The organism is Rhodoplanes sp. P11, from assembly GCF_964266735.1.
In the GTDB taxonomy this organism is placed as follows: Bacteria; Pseudomonadota; Alphaproteobacteria; order Rhizobiales; family Xanthobacteraceae; genus Rhodoplanes; species Rhodoplanes serenus.
In genome coordinates this window covers 519,007-535,707 of sequence record NZ_CAXWGY010000016.1, presented here as the reverse complement: position 1 = coordinate 535,707, position 16,701 = coordinate 519,007, and the positions used below count along the sequence as shown (strand labels likewise).

Sequence of the window (16,701 nt, the reverse complement as noted above, 5' to 3'; positions counted from 1 at the left end):
GGAACAAATCGTGATCGACCATGTCGGCTTTCCGGTTTCTGACTACACCCGGTCGAAGGCGTTCTACGCCGCCGCGCTGGCGCCGCTCGGCTACGCCTTGATGATGGAGGTCGGCGGCGACGCGCTGGAGAGCGGCCATGCGGCCGCCGGCTTCGGCCGCGACGGCAAGCCGGATTTCTGGATCGGCGGCGAGGGTGGCCTGACCGGCGTCCTGCACGTCGCCATCGCGGCCGCGGACCGGGCGACGGTGGATGCCTTCCATGCCGCGGCGCTGGCGGCGGGCGGCCGCGACAACGGCGGCCCCGGCCTGCGGCCGCAGTACCACCCCGACTACTACGCCGCCTTCGTGCTCGATCCCGACGGCCACAACATCGAGGCGGTGTGCCACCGCCCGGCCTGATGGCCGTGTGGGCGCCCGAAGCGGGAACCGCGCGGACGTGGCCCGGGTTGACCCGCGAGCCCCGACGCGAGGTTTCCCGATGATGCATGCCGCCCCGGTCGCCACCGACCGGCCGTTCCGAACCGCCGCCGATCTTCCGACCGGGCCGCGCATCCCGCCGGCGCCCCAACTGCCGGTCCCGCCGGTGGCGCCGCCCGATCCCGATCCCGATGCCCCGGTGCTGCCCGACCCCGACGACCCGCCGGTGCCGGGTCCGGGCGGGCCGCGCACGCCCTATCCGGTCAACGACCCCGGCATCGCCGACCCGACCAAGCCGGGCTCCGATCCGGACTACGTGCCGCCGCTGCCGCCCGGCGGTCCCGGGCAGATGTGAGGCGTCGCCGGCCTATCCGCTCAGCCGGCGCCGTAGTCGATCACCGGGCATAGACCGGCCGCGTCGAGCGCCAGGATGGCGGCGATCTGCGCCGGCAGATCCGCGAAGCGAACCGGCGGCCCCAGCAGGGCGTCGAGACGGGCGTCGGCCAACAACGTCAGCGCCGCTTCGAGCCGCCGCCGGTGCGTCCAGCGCGGCCGGCGCGACCGCGCGACCTGCCCGACCTGGCTCGACCGTAGCGTCAGCCGCCGGCTGTGGAAGGCGCCACCGAGCGGCACCGCCGGTGCCGTCTCGCCATACCAGCTCAGCTCCAGCACGGTCGCCTCGTCGCCGGCGAGCGACATTGCCGTGGCGAGCCCGGCCGCGGTGGCGCTCGCATGCACCACAAGGTCGCAGTCGCCGGCCGCCGCCGCGGGCGCCGCGAAGGCGAGCCCGAGGGCGGCCGCGGTCGCGGCGCGCTCCGGTGCGACGTCCACCACGGTGACGTCGGTGCCCGGAATCCCGGCGCACAGATGCGCCACCAGAAGCCCGACCACGCCGGCCCCCACCACCGCGATGCGATCGGCCGGGCCGGGTGCGGCGTCCCACACGGCGTTCAGCGCGGTCTCCATGTTGGCGGCGAGCACGGCGCGGCGCGCCGGCACGCTCTCGGGGATCGGCACCACCATCTCGGCCGGCAGCACGAAGCGGCTCTGATGCGGATGCAGCGCGAACACCGGGCGGCCGATCAGCGCCGCCGCGCCGGCCTCGACCACGCCCACGGTGGCGTAGCCGTACTTCACTGGAAACGGGAACGTGCCGCCCATGTGAGGCCCGCGCATCCGCACGTGCTCGCTCGCCGGCACCCGGCCTGACAGCACCAGCCGCTCGGTGCCGCGGCTGATCGCCCCGTGGGTCGCCCGCACCAGCACGTCGCCGGGACCGGGAATCGGCAGCGGCTCGGGCCGGATCTCGGCGCGCCCCGGCGCCACGTACCACAGGGCCGCGCCAGCCCTCGTATCGCCGTCCTGTCCCACTCGCGATTCCTTTATTGGACGGGTTGATGCGTCCCGCTATACCCGCGGACGTGGTGGAATGGCAGGGGGCATCCCGGATGTCGGCAGAGGCGACCGCGGCACCAGCCGCGGAGGTGGACCGCGGCCTGCCCGTCGCGGCGCGGCGGGCGCTGTTCGCGACGCTCGTCGCCGTCACCCTCGCGGCCCTCGTCGCCCTGATGGTCCGGGTGCTGGCGCCCGGCGGCTTCGGCGCCTTCGATCTCGCCGTCACGGTGCTGTTCGCCATCACCCTGCCGTGGACCGTGATCGGCTTCTGGAACGCGGTGATCGGGTTTCTGATTCTGCGCTTCGCCGACGACCCGGTCACCGCGGTGCTGCCCGGGGTGGCTCGCGTGGCGCCCGACGCGGCGATCGCCGGATCGACCGCGATCCTGCTGTGCGTGCGGAACGAGCCGCCCGACCGCGTGGTGCGCAACCTGCGGCCGCTGCTCGCCGGTCTCGCCGGCTCTCCTTACGCCGATCGGTTCCACGTCTATGTGCTGAGCGACACCAGCGACCCGGCGATCGCGGTCGCCGAGGAAGCGGCCTTCGCGGGCCTCGCCGCCGAGCACGACGGGCGCCTGGCGCTGACCTATCGGCGGCGTCGCGACAATGCCGGCTTCAAGGCCGGCAACATCGCCGACTTCTGCAACCACTACGGCGACCCCCACGACTACGCCGTGACGCTCGACGCCGACAGCGTGATGCCGGCCGAGGCGGTGCTGCGGCTCGTCCGCGTCATGGAGGCCGATCCGCGCCTCGGCATCCTTCAGGGCCTGGTGATCGGCATGCCGGCGACCAGCGCGTTCGCCCGCCTGTTCCAGTTCTCGATGCGGCTCGGCATGCGCTCCTACACGGTGGGCAGCGCCTGGTGGCAGGCCGACTGCGGCCCCTATTGGGGCCACAACGCGGTGCTGCGGCTCAAGCCGTTCATGGCGCATTGCGAGCTGTCGGCGCTGCCCGGCACCGGGCCGCTCGGCGGCCATGTGCTCAGCCACGACCAGATCGAGGCGGTGCTGATGCGCCGCGCCGGCTATGCGGTGCGGGTGCTGCCGGAGGAGACCCTCGGCTTCGAGGAGAATCCGCCGACCCTGATCGAGTTCGTGCGCCGCGATCTGCGCTGGTGCCAGGGCAACATGCAGTACTGGCGCTTTCTCGGCCTGCCCGGCCTGCGCCCGGTGAGCCGGTATCAGCTCCTCTTCGCCATCCTGATGTTCCTCGGCTCGCCGGCCTGGATCGGCCTCGCGGTGCTGGGCGCCGCCGCCGCGTGGCTCGCCGGCGGCGACACGCTGGTCGATCCTGGCGCCGGCGGCCTCCTGGTGGCGCTGCTGGTGCCGATGTGGTTCGCACCGCAACTGGCCACCCTCGCCGACATGCTGACGCGGCGCGACCGCGCCGCCGCCTTCGGCGGGCGCGCCGCCCTCGTCGTCAACGCGCTCGCCGCGATGGCCTTCATGCAGCTCCTGGTGCCGATCATGTGGCTCGCCCACACGGTGTTCCTGGCCGGGCTGCCGTTCGGCCGCGCCATCGGCTGGCAGACCCAGACCCGTGTCGACCATGCGGTGCCGATCGGCACCGCGCTGCGCCTCATGTGGCCCCAGACCCTGCTCGGCCTCGGCGTGCTCGGTCTCGTCGCTGCGGCGGCGCCGGCGGCGCTGCCGGTGGCACTGCTGATCGCCGCCGGTCCGGCGCTGGCGGTGCCGCTCGCCGTCGTCACCGCGTCGCCGGCGGTCGGTCGCCTCGCCCGCCGTTTCGGCCTCGCGGCCCTGCCGGAAGAGCGCGCCCCGCCGGCCATTCTCCGCGCCATCGCGGTCGCGGCGCACGATCTCCGCCCCGGACCGCCCGTCGCGGCCGCCCCGTCGCCCGCCGCCGCCGAGCTGCCGACATGCTCCAGAGCGTCCGCACCCTGACCGGGGTCGTCGCCTCGCTGCGCACCTATTACGGCCGGCGCGGCCATCGCGACGGCCTCGACCGGCTGTACGCCCGCTTCGTCCGGCCCGGCGATCTGGTCTTCGACGTCGGCGCCCATGTGGGTGACCGCGTCGCTGCCTTCCGCCGCCTCGGCGCCCGTGTGGTCGCGGTCGAGCCGCAGCCGGTGCTCGCCCGGGTGCTGCGGCTGCTCTACGGCCGCGACCGCGCCGTGGTGGTCGAGCCGGTGCTGCTCGGCGCCCAGGCGGGAACGGCCGAGCTCTTGATCAACACCGCCAACCCGACCGTGTCGACCGCCTCGGCGGCGTTCGTGGCCGCCGCCGCCGGGGCGCCGGGCTGGGAGGCCGAGCGCTGGACGGCGCGCCGCGCCGTGGCGATGACGACGCTCGATGCGCTGATCGCGCGCCACGGCGTGCCGGCCTTCGTCAAGATCGACGTCGAGGGCTTCGAGGCCGAGGTGCTGGCCGGACTGTCGGCGCCGGTCGCGGCGCTGTCGTTCGAGTTCACCACCATTCAGCGCGACGTGGCGCGGGCCGCGCTCGCCCGCTGCGCGGCGCTCGGCTACGCCAAGTTCGATGCCTCGCTCGGCGAGTCGCATCGGCTGATGCATGGCGGCTGGCAGACCGCCGCCCGCATGGCGGAATGGATCGACGGCTTGCCGCACGCCGCCAACTCCGGCGACGTCTATGCGATCCGCTGACACGCCGCTCGCGGTGCCCCGGCAGGCGCTCGCCGAGGCCACCGCCCCGGCAGGCCGCGGGGCGGCGCCGCTCGTGATCACGATCGTCGCGGCATCGGGCTTCGCGCTCACCCTCGTGGTGTTCTGGCCCGGCGTGATGACCTTCGACGCGCGCTTCGTACTGGAGGCGGCGCGCGCCGGCACCTACGGCGACTGGCAGTCGCCGGTGCTGGCGGCGCTGTGGCGCGTCATCGACCAGTGGTGGCCGGGGCCGGCCGGCCTGCTGGTGCTGACCGCGACGCTCTACTGGACGGGCTTCGCGCTCGTCGGCGCCGCGCTCACCCGGCGCTCGCGCGTGCTCGGCATCGTCGCCGTGCTGCTCGGCTTCACGCCGCCCGCCTTCATGTTTCTCGGCATCCTGTGGCGCGATGTGCTGTTCGGCTGCGTCTGGCTGCTCGCCGTGGCGCTGGCCATCGTGTCGACCGCTCGGTTGCGGGACGTCCCGGAACCGCACGCCCTGTCGCGTGCGACCGTTCTCCGAGCAGCGGGGATCGGGCGGCTCGCGCTCCGCCTCGCCGCCGTCGCTCTCGTGATCCTCGGCGTGCTGCTGCGCCCCAACGCGCTGCTGGCGGCGCCCCTGCTGATCGCCTACGCGGTCTGGCCGTCGCGGCTGTCGCTGCGGCGGATGGCGCTGCTCTATGTCCCGGCCGGCCTCGCCCTGTTCGGTCTTCTCCAGCTCGTCTACTACGGCGTGCTCGGCGCCACCCGCGAGCACCCGCTGCACTCGCTGGCGGTGTTCGACCTCGGCGGCATCACTCACTTCTCCGGCGACGTCCGTCTACCGGGCGCGTGGACCGCCGACGAGCGGCGCCGCCTTCTCACCGACTGCTACGATCCGTATCTGTGGGATGCCTACTGGTACGGCCGCCCCTGCGCCTTCGTGATGGAGCGCCTGGAGCGGCGCGAGCGCGTGTTCGGAACGCCGGTGATCACCACAGCCTGGCGTGACGCGGTGCTGACGCATCCGCTGGCGTGGCTCTCCCACCGCGCCGCCTTCTCGCGCACCTTCCTGATCGGTCCGACCTTCACGCTGTGGGTCGCGGATCTCGACGACAAGAGTCGTCTGGCGCTGCCGGACAACCGCGCCTTTGCGGCCATGGTGGCGGTCCACGACGTGCTGAAGCCGACTCTCTTGTTCCGCGCCGGCGTCTGGCTCCTCGTCTGCGTGCTGCTCGCCGCCGCGGCGCTGCGCCGGCGCGACACCCCGGCCGGCGCCTTCGTGGTGGCGGTGGCGGGCTCAGCGGCCGTCTACGTGGCGAGCTTCACGCTTCTCGGCGTCGCCGCCGATCTTCGCTATGCGTGGTGGAGCATCGTCGCGGTGCTCCTGTGCCTTCCGGCGTGGGTGGCGACCGCACGGCGGTGATCTTCTCGCGCGCGAGTTGTTGCGGCGTCGCGCTGCCACGGCGCGACGGTTTGCAAAGCTGCGCGCCGCGGTCGAGAATGCGACCCACCCCCGCGCCCCCACGGCGCCGCCAACCAAGGCCCCCGATCGATGAGCATCCCGTCCTCTCCGCGGGCCGTTCCGGCCGCGCCCGCCGTCGAGCCGGAGCCCGCGCCGGCGCGTCTCGATCTCGTTGCTCTGCCCGGCCTGCCGCTGATCCGCCCCGGTGACGATCTCGCCGGCCTGCTCGCGTCGGCCGTGATCGCGGTGGGCGGTGCCGCGCCCGGCGACGTGCTGGTGCTCGCTCAGAAGATCGTCTCCAAGGCCGAAGGCCGCTATGTGGACCTCGCCGCCGTCGCGCCCTCGGCGGCCGCCGAGGCGCTCGCCGCCGAGACCGACAAGGATGCGCGCCTCGTCGAGGTGATCCTGCGCGAGTCGCGGCGGGTCGTGCGCCACTCCCGCCACGTCCTGATCGTCGAGCATCGCTGCGGCTTCGTGATGGCCAATGCCGGGATCGACCGCTCCAACGTCGACCCGATCGAAGGCAGCGACCCGGTGCTGCTGTTGCCCGAGGATGCCGATGCGTCGGCGGCGCGGCTGCACCATGCGCTCTCGGCCCGGCTCGGCGTGCCGATCGCCGTCATCGTCAGCGACAGCTTCGGCCGGCCGTGGCGGAACGGCACCGTCGGGGTCGCGCTCGGCGCCGCTGGCCTGCCGGCGGTGCGCGACCTGCGGGGCGAGCCCGATCTCTACGGCCGGCCGCTGCGCGTCACCGAGACGGGCTTCGCCGACGAGATCGCCGCCGCCGCCTCGCTGCTGATGGGGCAGGGGGCCGAGGGCCGCCCCGCCGTGCTGGTGCGCGGGCTGGCGCCCGCCGGGCCGCCGCGCCCCGCCACCGATCTGATCCGTGGCTCGACCGAGGATCTGTTCCGCTGATGGCGCCCCGGGGCACCGTGGTCGCCCTGTCGGGGGGCATCGGCGGCGCCAAGCTCGCGCTCGGCCTGGCGCGCCGGCTGCCGCCCGGCGATCTCGCCGTGGTCGCCAATGTGGGGGACGACTTCGAGCATCTCGGCCTCCATGTCTCGCCCGACATCGACACGCTGATCTACACGCTCGCCGGCCTCGCTGATCCGCAGCAGGGCTGGGGCCGCGCCGGCGAGACCTGGACCTTCATGGCGGCGCTGGAGGCGCTCGGCGGCGACACCTGGTTCCGGCTCGGCGACGGCGATCTCGCCATGCATGTGATGCGCACGCACCGGCTCGCCGCCGGCACGCCGCTGTCGGAGATCACCGCGGCGGCCTGCACGGCGCTCGGGATCGCCACCCGGGTGTGGCCGGCGACCGACGACCGCCTGCGCACCCGGGTGCGCACCGACGACGGGTGGCTCGATTTCCAGGACTGGTTCGTCGGCCGCCGCGCTCAGCCTGCGGTGCGCGAGATCGCCTTTTCGGGTGCCGCGGCGGCACGTCCGCTGCCCGCCGTCGTCGCCGCGCTCGCCGCGCCCGATCTGCGCGCCGTGGTGATCTGCCCGTCCAACCCGCTGATCAGCATCGGGCCGATTCTCGCGGTGCCGGGCCTGCGCGACGCCCTCGCGTCGTGCGCGGCGCCAGTGGTCGCGGTGTCGCCGCTGATCGGCGGCCGCGCCGTCAAGGGGCCGACCGCCGCCATGCTGGCCGATCTCGGCATCGGCGCGACTGCGGCCGCGGTCGCGGCGCATTACGGTGATCTCCTCGACGGCTTCGTGCTCGACGAGGCCGATGCGGCGGCGGCGGCCGATGTCGGCGTGCCGACGCTCGTCACCCGTACCATGATGCTCAGTCTGGCCGATCGCGAGCGATTGGCGGATGATGTGCTCGCCTTCGTCGACCGGATCGGAGCCACCCCCGCATGATCCCCGACCCGAAGCTCTGCGCCGTCGTGCCCATCAAGGGCCTGATCGGCGCCAAGCAGCGCCTCGCCACGGTGCTGCCGCCGGACGCCCGTGCGGATCTCGCCATGGCGATGGCCGAGGACGTGCTGGAGCAGCTCGCCGCGGTGCCGGAGCTCGCCCGCATCCTGGTGGTCACCGCCGACGCCACCGCGGCGGCGCTGGCCCGGCGCTGGGGTACCGAGGTGTCCGACGCTCATGCGAGCGAGGGCCACACCGGCGCCGTGACGGGCGCGGCGCGGCGGCTGGTGCGCGAGGGCTTCGGGCTGATCACGGTGCCCGGCGACCTGCCGCTGGTCGTCGCCGCCGACATCTCGCGGGTGATCGCCGCGCATGGCGCGGCGCCCGCCTTCACGATCACGCCGGCGCGCGACTTCCAGGGCTCCAACGCCATCGTCTGCTCGCCCGCCGATGCGGTGCCGCTGCGCTTCGGGCCGGACAGCTTCTATCCGCATCTCGCGGCGGCGCGTGCGCACGGCATCACTCCGACCGTGGTCGAGGTGGCGGGGCTCGGCTTCGATGTCGACGAGCCGCACGATCTCGCCGACTTCGTAGCGCGCCGGGTCGACACCCGCGCCGGCCGGCTGGTCGCGAGCTTCGGCCCAGCATTGGTCGACCGCCTCGCCGCTGTCCTCTCGTCCGATGAGGCCGCGCCGGCGCTCGCCACGGAGGCGGAGCGATGAGCCGGGTAGCTGACGACGCGCTGCCCGATCTCGCCGCGCTTGCCCGCACGCCGCGCCCGCTCGCCGACGCGGAGGCGCTGGCGCTCGCCGGCGTCGCGCCGGGGCCGGCGCTCCTGCGGGCCGCGGCGGCGGTGCGCGATGCCGCCTTCGGCGATCGCATCACCTATTCGCGCAAGGTGTTCGTGCCGCTGACCCAGCTCTGCCGCGACTCGTGCCACTACTGCACCTTCGCGCACCCGCCGCGGCGCGGCGAGGCGGCCTATCTGTCACCCGACGAAGTGCTGGCGATCGCCCGTGCGGGCGCGGCCGCCGGCTGCCACGAGGTGCTGTTCACGCTTGGCGACAAGCCGGAGCTGCGCTACCGCGCCGCTCGCGACGGCCTCGACCGTCTCGGCCACGCGACGACGCTCGACTATCTCGCCGCCATGGCGGACCTAGTGCGGCGCGAGACCGGCCTGTTGCCGCATCTCAATGCCGGCGTGATGACGGCCGACGACATCGCCCGGCTGCGCACCGTCTCGGTGTCGCAGGGGCTGATGTTGGAGACCGTCTCGGACCGCCTCTCCCAACGTGGGGGCCCGCATTTCGGCTCGCCCGACAAGCACCCGGCGGTGCGGCTCGCCACCATCGCGGCGGCTGGCGCCGCCAAGGTGCCGTTCACCTCCGGCATCCTGATCGGTATCGGCGAGACGCGGCGCGAGCGCCTCGCGGCGCTGCTGGCGCTGCTGGCCCTGCATGCGCAGCACGGCCATCTGCAAGAGATCATCGTCCAGAACTTCCGTGCCAAGCCGGGCACCCGGATGGCGAGCCATCCGGAGCCGGACGCGGCCGAGCATCTGTGGACCGTCGCGGTGGCGCGCCTCGTGATGCCGCCCGACGTGACCGTGCAGGCGCCGCCCAATCTCGGCACCGGCTATCTCGCCGACCTGATCGCCGCCGGCGTCGACGACTGGGGCGGCGTGTCGCCGGTGACGCCCGACCACGTCAATCCCGAGAAGCCCTGGCCACATCTCGATGCGCTGGCGCGCGAGACCGCGGCGGCCGGCAAGGTGCTGGTGCCGCGCCTCGCCGTGCACCGTCGCTTCCTCGCCGAGCGTGATCGCTGGATCGACCGCGGCCTGCACACCGCGGTGCTGCGGGCGAGCGACTCGGACGGCTTCGCCCGCACCGAGACTTGGACGCCGGGCGCCTGCCTGGCGTTGCCGCCGATGCCGGCGGTCGGGCCGCGGCCCGGCACGCTGGCGCCCATCCTGGCGCGCGCCCAACGTGGAACGGAGCTGTCGGAAGCCGAGATCGTCGCGCTGTTCGAGGCGCGCGGCACCGCCTTCGCCGAGGTGTGCGCCACCGCCGACGCGCTGCGCCGTGCGACCGTCGGCGACACCGTCAGCTATGTCGTCACCCGCAACATCAACTACACCAACATCTGCACCTATCGGTGCAGCTTCTGCGCGTTCTCCAAGGGCAAGACGGCGGAGCATCTGCGGGGACGGCCCTACGACCTCGGCATCGACGAGGTGGTGATGCGCTGTCGCGAGGCGTGGGATCGTGGCGCCGTCGAGGTCTGCCTCCAGGGCGGCATCCACCCCGACTACACGGGCGAGACCTATCTGACGCTCTGCCGTGCTATCAGGGCGGCTCTGCCGGCTTTGCATATCCACGCCTTCTCGCCGCTCGAGATCCACCAGGGCGCCCGCACCCTCGACCTGACGCCGGCCGAGCTGCTCGCGATGCTGCGTGACGCCGGCCTCGGCACCCTGCCGGGCACCGCCGCCGAGGTGCTCGATCCGGCGGTGCGGGCCATCATCTGTCCCGACAAGGTGACGACGGAGCAGTGGCTCGGCGTGGTCGAGGCGGCGCATCGGGCCGGGCTGCGCACCACGGCCACCATCATGTTCGGCCATGTCGACCAGCCGGTGCACTGGGCGCGTCATCTGCTCCACCTGCGCCGCCTGCAACAGCGCACCGGAGGCTTCACCGAGCTGGTGCCGCTGCCTTTCGTGCCGATGGAATCACCCATCAATCTGCGCGGCCAGTGCCGGCTGGGGCCGACATTTCGCGAATCCGTGCTGATGCATGCGGTGGCCCGGCTGGTGCTGCACGGGCTCGTGCCCAACATCCAGACCTCGTGGGTGAAGCTCGGTGCCGCCGGCGCGCAGGCGTGCCTGGAGGCCGGCGCCAACGACGTCGGCGGCACGCTGATGAACGAGAGCATCACCCGGGCGGCCGGCGCCGCGCACGGCCAGGAGATGACGCCCGCGGCCCTCGAGGCGCTGATCCGCGCGATCGGCCGCACGCCCCGGCAGCGCACGACGCTCTATGGCGATGCGCCGGCCGAGCGGGTGGCGGCGTCGTTCGCGGCGGCGCCGGCGCTGACCGAGCGGGCCACCGCGGCGGAGTGACAAGCGCCTTCGTTTCCGCCGGTCGATCTCGGATTGCTGCGACCTTCGCATGACAACTGATACCGATGCGGTCGGAACCGGCGTATAGCCGATCTCGATCCGACCAAATCGGCTCATCTGAGGTCGGAGGGGGATTCTCATCATGGTCTCGGGATCGATATCGATCCTCTTGCTCGCGATCGCGGTCGTCCTGATCGTCGTCGCCACCGGCAAGTGGAAGGTGAATGCATTCGTCGTCCTGGTCGTGATCGCCTTCGCCTATGGGCTGGCGATCGGCATGCCGGCGCTGGACGTCGTCAAGGCGGTCCGCGAGGGCTTCGGCGGGACGCTGACCTATATCGGCATCGTGATCGTGGCCGGCACGATCATGGGCTACATCCTGGAGAAGACGGGTGCCGCCCTGGTGATGACCCAGGCTATCCTGAGCCTGGTCGGGCGATCGCGGGCACCGCTCGCCATGAACATCGCCGGTTATGTCGTCTCCATCCCGGTGTTCTGCGACTCCGGCTACGTGATTCTCACGCCGCTCAACAAGGCGTTGTCGGCGGAGACCAAGACCTCCATGGGCGTGATGGCGGTGGCGCTCGCCACCGGCCTCTATGCGACGCACACGATGGTGCCGCCGACGCCCGGCCCACTCGCCGCCGCCGCCACCCTGAACGCCGATCTCGGCCTCGTCATCCTCTACGGCATGATCGTGGCGGTGCCGTCGGCGCTGTCCGGCCTCGCATGGGCGCTGGTCTTCGGCCGCAAATACGACATCTCGCCCGGCGTCGAGGAGAGCTACAGCGATCTCGTCGCCAAGTACGGCAAGCTGCCCAGCGTGTTCATGAGCTTCCTGCCGCTGGTGCTGCCGATCGTGCTGATCCTGCTGAAGTCGGTCGCCGATTTCCCGACCCGTCCGTTCGGGAACGGGAGCGTGCGGGTGTTCTTCAACTTCATCGGCGATCCGGTCACCGCCCTGATGCTCGGCGTGGTGTGCAGCCTGTTCCTGGTTCCGCGCAAGGAGCTGTCCGTCGCGGTCGACTCGTGGATGGGCCAGGGCATCAAGGATGCCGCCATCATCCTGGCAATCACCGGAGCCGGCGGCTCGTTCGGCAAGGTGCTGGCCGCGTCGCCCATGAAGGACTTCATCGGCACGAACATGGCGCATCTGCCGCTCGGGCTGTTCCTGCCGTTCGCCATCTCGGCGGCGCTGAAGACCGCGCAGGGCTCCTCGACGGTCGCCATCATCACCACGGCGGCCATCGTGGCGCCGTTGCAGCCGACGCTCGGATTCGACCCGGCGATCGCCGCGGTGGTCATCGGCGCCGGCTCCATGGTGGTGTCGCACGCCAACGACTCCTATTTCTGGGTGGTGTCGCAGTTCTCCAACATGCCGGTCAACGTCGCCTATAAGCTCTACACCTCGGCGACCTTCGTGGTCGGCGTGGTGGCGTTCCTGTTCGCCTATCTCTTGTCGCTGGTCGTCTGATCGCGATATCGACGGTTGCGACGGGCGGCGTGTCGCGCCGCCCGTTCGCATGTCTGACCCGATCCGCTCCGGAGAGCCGCCGATGCTCCGCTCGCTGCTGCTGCGCGCCTACGAGCGCCTCGCCCTCAACGCCCTCGCATCCGGCGACTATCCGCGCGCCGAGCGGATGCTGCGGCGGATGGAGCGGCAGGAGGGCGAGACCCGGCGGGTGCTGCACAATCTGGCGCTCGCCCGGCTCGGCCAGGGCGACGCCGGCGGCGCGGTGCGGCTGCTCGACCGGCTGGTCGACCTCTACGGCGAGGCGCCAGCGGTGCTGCGGGCGCTGGCTGACGCCGCCTATCTGTCGGGCGACCGCGACGACGCCCGGCGTCGCATCGCCGCCGCGCTGGCCGAGCCCGACTGCCCGGACCGCACGTTGCTGACCCGCCGCGCCGCGCTGTGCGAGGACGCGGCCGCCCACGCCCGCGCCATGGCGGGCAAGCGCGACTTCGCCGACGGCAACGCCAGGCTCGCGGCCGGCGACAAGGACGCGGCGCTCGCCGCCTTCCGGCGCGCCGCCGAGGCGGACCCGACCGACTTCGTCGCCCTTAACAATCTCGGCACGCTGCTGATGAACCACGCCGGCGACCGCAAGGGCGCCGAGAAGGTCTTCGCCCGCGCGGCGGCGCTCGCCGATCAGCCGGTCGTCCGCCGCAACCTCGCGGCGGCGCGCGAGAGGTCCTGATCCCGTCTCGTCCTCTGCCGGGCGAAGAAATCACTCCGGCACGTTTCGCGGCCCCGGCCCGGTGTAGGTCCAGATCTGATCGCGCGGGATCGGCCCCTTGTTGCGGTAGTCGGATTGGCTCTCCTCCCATGCATGGGCCAGGCAGCCGACCGAGCGCGACAGCACGAACAGGCCGCGGCACAGGGGCGGCGGAAAGCCCAGCTCGGCGAAGATGACGCCGGTGGCGCCGTCGATGTTCATCGGCACTCGCTTGCCGCCGCGGCGCGCCGCGACGACGTCCTCGATGGTGCGGCCGATGGCGGCGTAGAGGCCGCTCACTGCGCCCGCGGCGGCCGCCTCGTCGACCAGGGCCAGCAGGCGCGGCGCCCGCGGGTCGAGCGGGTGGAAGCGGTGGCCGTAGCCGGGGACGTGGCGGATGCCGCGCGCCTTGAGGGCGTCGATCTCGGCCGTCACCGCCGTGGTGATCGCGGCGGCGTCGCGCACGCCTTCGGGCAACCGCGCCGCGATCGCCCCGAACAGCGCCACGCATTGCTCGCCGGCGCCGCCATGCACGTCGCCGAGCGTGTTGATGGCCGACGCCATGGCGTTGTTGATGCCGACCCCGCAGGTCATCGCCATGCGAGCGACCGCGATCGAGGGGGCCTGCGGCCCGTGGTCGACGGCGGCCACCAGCGCGGCCTCCAGCAGCCGCGCCGCCGGCTTCGGCGGCAGCTCGCCGCGGGTGAGGAGATACACCATCTCGGCGAAGCCGACGCGGCCGATCAGGTCCTCGATGGCATAGCCGCGATAGCGGATCATGCCGGGCTTCATCTCGATGATCGACGTCGCCCACCAGTCCGGCGGCGACAGCTTGGCGCGTTCGCTCATGGGGTCCTCGTCGTGGCCGCGGGCCTGCGTTCAGACGGCGCCGCTGTCGCGCAGCCGGGCGATCTCCTCGGCCGTGTAGCCGAGTTCGGCGAGCAGCGCGTCGGTGTCGGCGCCGAGCGCCGGCGGCGGCGAGCGCGGCTCCGGATCGCCGCTCGCCAGCTTGAAGCCGGAGCGCACCACCGGCACCTCGCGGTCGACGCCCGGCGCGCTCGGAAAGCGGGTGACCAGGCCGCGCGCCTGGATGTGCGGATGCGACAGTACCTCGGGAATCGACAGCACCTCGCCGGACGGGATGCCGGCGGCGTTCATCAGCGCGGCCCACTCCTTGGCGGTGCGGCGGGCGAGCGCCTTCTCGATCTCGGCCTTCAGCTCGAAGCGGCGCTTCTTGCGATCCTCGCGGTCGACGAAGCGCGGATCGGTGGCGAGCTCCGGCCGGCCGATCACCCCGCACAGCGCGACGAACTGCTCCTGCTTGTTGGCCGCGATGTTGAGCGGGCCGGAGCCGGTCGCGAAGGTGCCGGACGGGCTCGCCGTCATGTTCTCGTTGCCGATCGGCCGCGGCTGGATGTGGGCGACCAGATAGTTGGAGACCTGCCAGCCCATGGTGACGAGGGTCGATTCGAGCATCGAGACGTCGATGAACTCGCCCTCGCCGGTGCGCCCGCGCCGCACCAGCGCGGCCGCGATCGCGAACGCCGCCGTGATGCCGCCGATGGTGTCGGCGACCGGGTAGCCGACCCGCAGCGGCGCCGTCGTCTCGTCGCCGGTCACGCTCATCACCCCGGCGAGGCCCTGGACGATCTGGTCGTAGGCCGGGTTGGCATGCAGCGGGCCGGTCTGGCCGAAGCCCGAGATGGCGCAGTAGACGAGGCTCGGCCGGATGGTCTTGAGCTGGCTCCAGCCGAGGCCGAGCCGGTCCATCACGCCGGGGCGGAAGTTCTCCACCAGCACGTCGGCGCTTTCCACCAGCCGGCGGAACACCGCCTTGCCGGCCGGGTCCTTGAGATTGACGGTGAGCGACCGCTTGCCGGCGTTCTGGGCCAGGAAGGAGGCCCCCATCAGCGCCTTGTTGAGATCGCGGTCGGCGCCGAGCTGGCGGGCGAGATCGCCGCTGCCGGGGACCTCCACCTTGATCACGTCGGCGCCGAGCAGCGCCATCTGATAGCAGCAGAACGGGCCGGCCAGCACGTTGGTGAGGTCGAGGACGCGGATCTGGTCGAGCAGCGGGCTCATGGTGCCCCGTGTCATGGTGCCCCGTGGGTGGCGCCGCCGGCAGGCTCGGTCGGATGGCCAGGGCGCCGGAGCGGGGGAAGGTCGGCGGCGGCCGCCGCCGTCGCGGATCACCTCCCTTTACACGATCGCGGCGGGCCCGACGAGCGGAGCGTCGGCGGCCGCGCATCCGCATTGCTGCGGAGGCAGGGCACGTTCTCCAGTTGACGGCGGCGCGCCGCTCCAGCGGGGCGGGCGCCGTCGGCTCGTATGCTGGGCATGCCACGTCGCCCATCCCGTGCGGGGACGTCGCACCCACACTCACTTCGTTGACTCGGGTGGGGCGCCCGTCTACCCAAACGCGAGGACCCTCACGGGAGAACCGACATGCGTCGAACTCTGCAACGCCTCGCGCTCGCGGCGCTCTGGCTGACGCCCTCCGCGGCCTTCGCTCAAGACGTCGTCAAGATCGGGTTTCACGCGCCGCTGACCGGCTTTGCGGCCGCCGACGGCAAGTCGGCGCGGCAGGGCGCGGAGCTGGCCGTGCAGCAGGCGAACGCGGCCGGCGGCATCAACGGCAAGAAGATCGAGCTGGTCGTCTACGACGACGAGGGCAAGCCGGAGAACACCATTCCGCTCGCCAACAAGCTCACCGGCCAGGACAAGGTCGCCGTCGTCGTGTCGGGCGGCTATTCGGGGCCGACGCGCGCCGCCGCCCCGGTGATGCAACGGGCCGGCGTGCCCTATCTCTCGGCCTATGCGATCCACCCGGACATCACCCGGGCCGGCGATTTCATCTTCCGCACCGGCATGATGGGCGAGGTGCAGGGGCGGGCCGGCGCCAAGCTGGTCGGCGAGCTGCTGAAGAAGAAGAAGGTCGTCATCGTCGCCGTGAACAACGATTTCGGCCAGGCGCTCACCGCCGGCTTCAAGGAGGTGGCGCCGAAGTTCGGCATCGAGGTGCTGAAGGAGCACACCTTCGCGATGCCGGACCGGCAGTTCGGCCCGCTGGTGGCGCAGGTGAAGGCGTCCGCCCCCGAGGTGATCTATGCGCCGGGCTACTTCTTCAACGCCGGCCCGCTGGTGGCTCAGCTCCGTGCCGCCGGCGTCGACGCCACCATCATCGGCCAGGAGGGTTACGACAGCCAGCGCTTCATCGAGATCGCCGGCAAGGCGTCCGAGGGCGTCATCGTCACCACCTCGCTCGATCGCGACTCGAGCGCGCCGGCCACCCGCTCGTTCATCGAGAACTACGAGAAGACCTTCAAGGACCGCGTCGACATGGTGGCGGCCTCCGGCAATGCCGCCGCCACGGTGGCCATCGAGGCGCTGCGCAAGGCCGGCAGCACCGATCCGAAGGCGATCCGCGACACCATCCGGGCCGGCACCTTCGAGACCGCCATCGGCACGCTGTCGTTCAACAGCCTCGGCGAGGTCAAGAAGGCCGTGCAGGTGCAGGTGGTGAAGGACGGTAACTTCCACCGCTATGCCGTGATCGACGACCTCGGATTCCTGGCGCCTCCGGAAAAGTGAGCCGGCGGCGCGACCGCGCCTGATCGCC

15 protein-coding genes are annotated in these 16,701 nt (G+C 72.4%); 12 read left to right on the top strand and 3 right to left on the bottom strand.

Annotated features, from left to right (window positions below):
• Positions 1-10 precede the first annotated feature (10 nt).
• Positions 11-400, top strand: a complete 390-nt coding sequence (locus ACFQUV_RS14180; RefSeq protein WP_129611310.1) for a VOC family protein — start codon at positions 11-13, stop codon at positions 398-400.
• Positions 401-479: 79 nt separating this feature from the next.
• Positions 480-773 carry a hypothetical protein gene (locus ACFQUV_RS14175; RefSeq protein WP_244601746.1) on the top strand — a complete coding sequence of 98 codons (294 nt, stop codon included), beginning with the start codon at positions 480-482 and terminating at the stop codon, positions 771-773.
• Between the two features lie 20 nt (positions 774-793).
• On the opposite strand, the gene ACFQUV_RS14170 is transcribed toward ACFQUV_RS14175, so the two are convergent.
• Complete coding sequence (locus ACFQUV_RS14170; protein WP_244601745.1) at positions 794-1,789, bottom strand: zinc-binding alcohol dehydrogenase; 996 nt, start codon at positions 1,787-1,789, stop codon at positions 794-796.
• A 26-nt stretch (positions 1,790-1,815) separates the two neighbouring features.
• Between ACFQUV_RS14170 and mdoH the strand changes: the two genes are divergently transcribed.
• The 9 genes from mdoH to ACFQUV_RS14125 all read left to right on the top strand — a co-directional run bounded on the left by mdoH (position 1,816) and on the right by ACFQUV_RS14125 (position 13,064).
• Complete coding sequence (gene mdoH / locus ACFQUV_RS14165) at positions 1,816-3,717, top strand: glucans biosynthesis glucosyltransferase MdoH (RefSeq protein ID WP_280176772.1); 1,902 nt, start codon at positions 1,816-1,818, stop codon at positions 3,715-3,717.
• On the top strand, positions 3,693-4,436 hold the full coding sequence (locus ACFQUV_RS14160) for an FkbM family methyltransferase (RefSeq protein ID WP_129611308.1): 744 nt from the start codon (positions 3,693-3,695) through the stop codon (positions 4,434-4,436). Before mdoH ends, ACFQUV_RS14160 begins: the two co-directional genes overlap by 25 nt.
• Positions 4,423-5,838 carry a hypothetical protein gene (locus tag ACFQUV_RS14155; protein ID WP_129611307.1) on the top strand — a complete coding sequence of 472 codons (1,416 nt, stop codon included), beginning with the start codon at positions 4,423-4,425 and terminating at the stop codon, positions 5,836-5,838. Before ACFQUV_RS14160 ends, ACFQUV_RS14155 begins: the two co-directional genes overlap by 14 nt.
• Before the next feature lie 129 nt (positions 5,839-5,967).
• Entirely contained in the window at positions 5,968-6,792 is an 825-nt protein-coding gene (gene cofE, locus ACFQUV_RS14150; RefSeq protein WP_129611589.1) for a coenzyme F420-0:L-glutamate ligase, read from the top strand.
• On the top strand, positions 6,792-7,748 hold the full coding sequence (gene cofD / locus ACFQUV_RS14145) for a 2-phospho-L-lactate transferase (protein ID WP_129611590.1): 957 nt from the start codon (positions 6,792-6,794) through the stop codon (positions 7,746-7,748). The genes cofE and cofD overlap by 1 nt, the downstream gene beginning before the upstream one ends.
• A complete protein-coding gene (gene cofC, locus ACFQUV_RS14140; RefSeq protein ID WP_129611591.1) occupies positions 7,745-8,467 on the top strand; it encodes a 2-phospho-L-lactate guanylyltransferase in 723 nt (240 codons plus the stop codon). Before cofD ends, cofC begins: the two co-directional genes overlap by 4 nt.
• Positions 8,464-10,866, top strand: a complete 2,403-nt coding sequence (gene cofH, locus ACFQUV_RS14135; protein ID WP_129611592.1) for a 5-amino-6-(D-ribitylamino)uracil--L-tyrosine 4-hydroxyphenyl transferase CofH — start codon at positions 8,464-8,466, stop codon at positions 10,864-10,866. Before cofC ends, cofH begins: the two co-directional genes overlap by 4 nt.
• A gap of 142 nt (positions 10,867-11,008) precedes the next feature.
• Positions 11,009-12,340: a GntP family permease gene (locus ACFQUV_RS14130; RefSeq protein WP_129611593.1), complete on the top strand. Its 1,332-nt coding sequence runs from the start codon at positions 11,009-11,011 to the stop codon at positions 12,338-12,340.
• A gap of 82 nt (positions 12,341-12,422) precedes the next feature.
• On the top strand, positions 12,423-13,064 hold the full coding sequence (locus ACFQUV_RS14125; RefSeq protein WP_165364182.1) for a lipopolysaccharide assembly protein LapB: 642 nt from the start codon (positions 12,423-12,425) through the stop codon (positions 13,062-13,064).
• Between the two features lie 30 nt (positions 13,065-13,094).
• On the opposite strand, the gene ACFQUV_RS14120 is transcribed toward ACFQUV_RS14125, so the two are convergent.
• Positions 13,095-13,931 carry a citryl-CoA lyase gene (locus tag ACFQUV_RS14120; RefSeq protein ID WP_111388426.1) on the bottom strand — a complete coding sequence of 279 codons (837 nt, stop codon included), beginning with the start codon at positions 13,929-13,931 and terminating at the stop codon, positions 13,095-13,097.
• Positions 13,932-13,961: 30 nt separating this feature from the next.
• Complete coding sequence (locus ACFQUV_RS14115) at positions 13,962-15,179, bottom strand: CaiB/BaiF CoA-transferase family protein (protein WP_307719484.1); 1,218 nt, start codon at positions 15,177-15,179, stop codon at positions 13,962-13,964.
• Between the two features lie 348 nt (positions 15,180-15,527).
• On the opposite strand from ACFQUV_RS14115, the gene ACFQUV_RS14110 reads away from it, so the two are divergent.
• The gene (locus tag ACFQUV_RS14110) at positions 15,528-16,673 is read left to right on the top strand and encodes an ABC transporter substrate-binding protein (protein ID WP_129611595.1); all 1,146 of its coding nucleotides are present in this window, start codon (positions 15,528-15,530) and stop codon (positions 16,671-16,673) included.
• Positions 16,674-16,701: the final 28 nt, after the last annotated feature.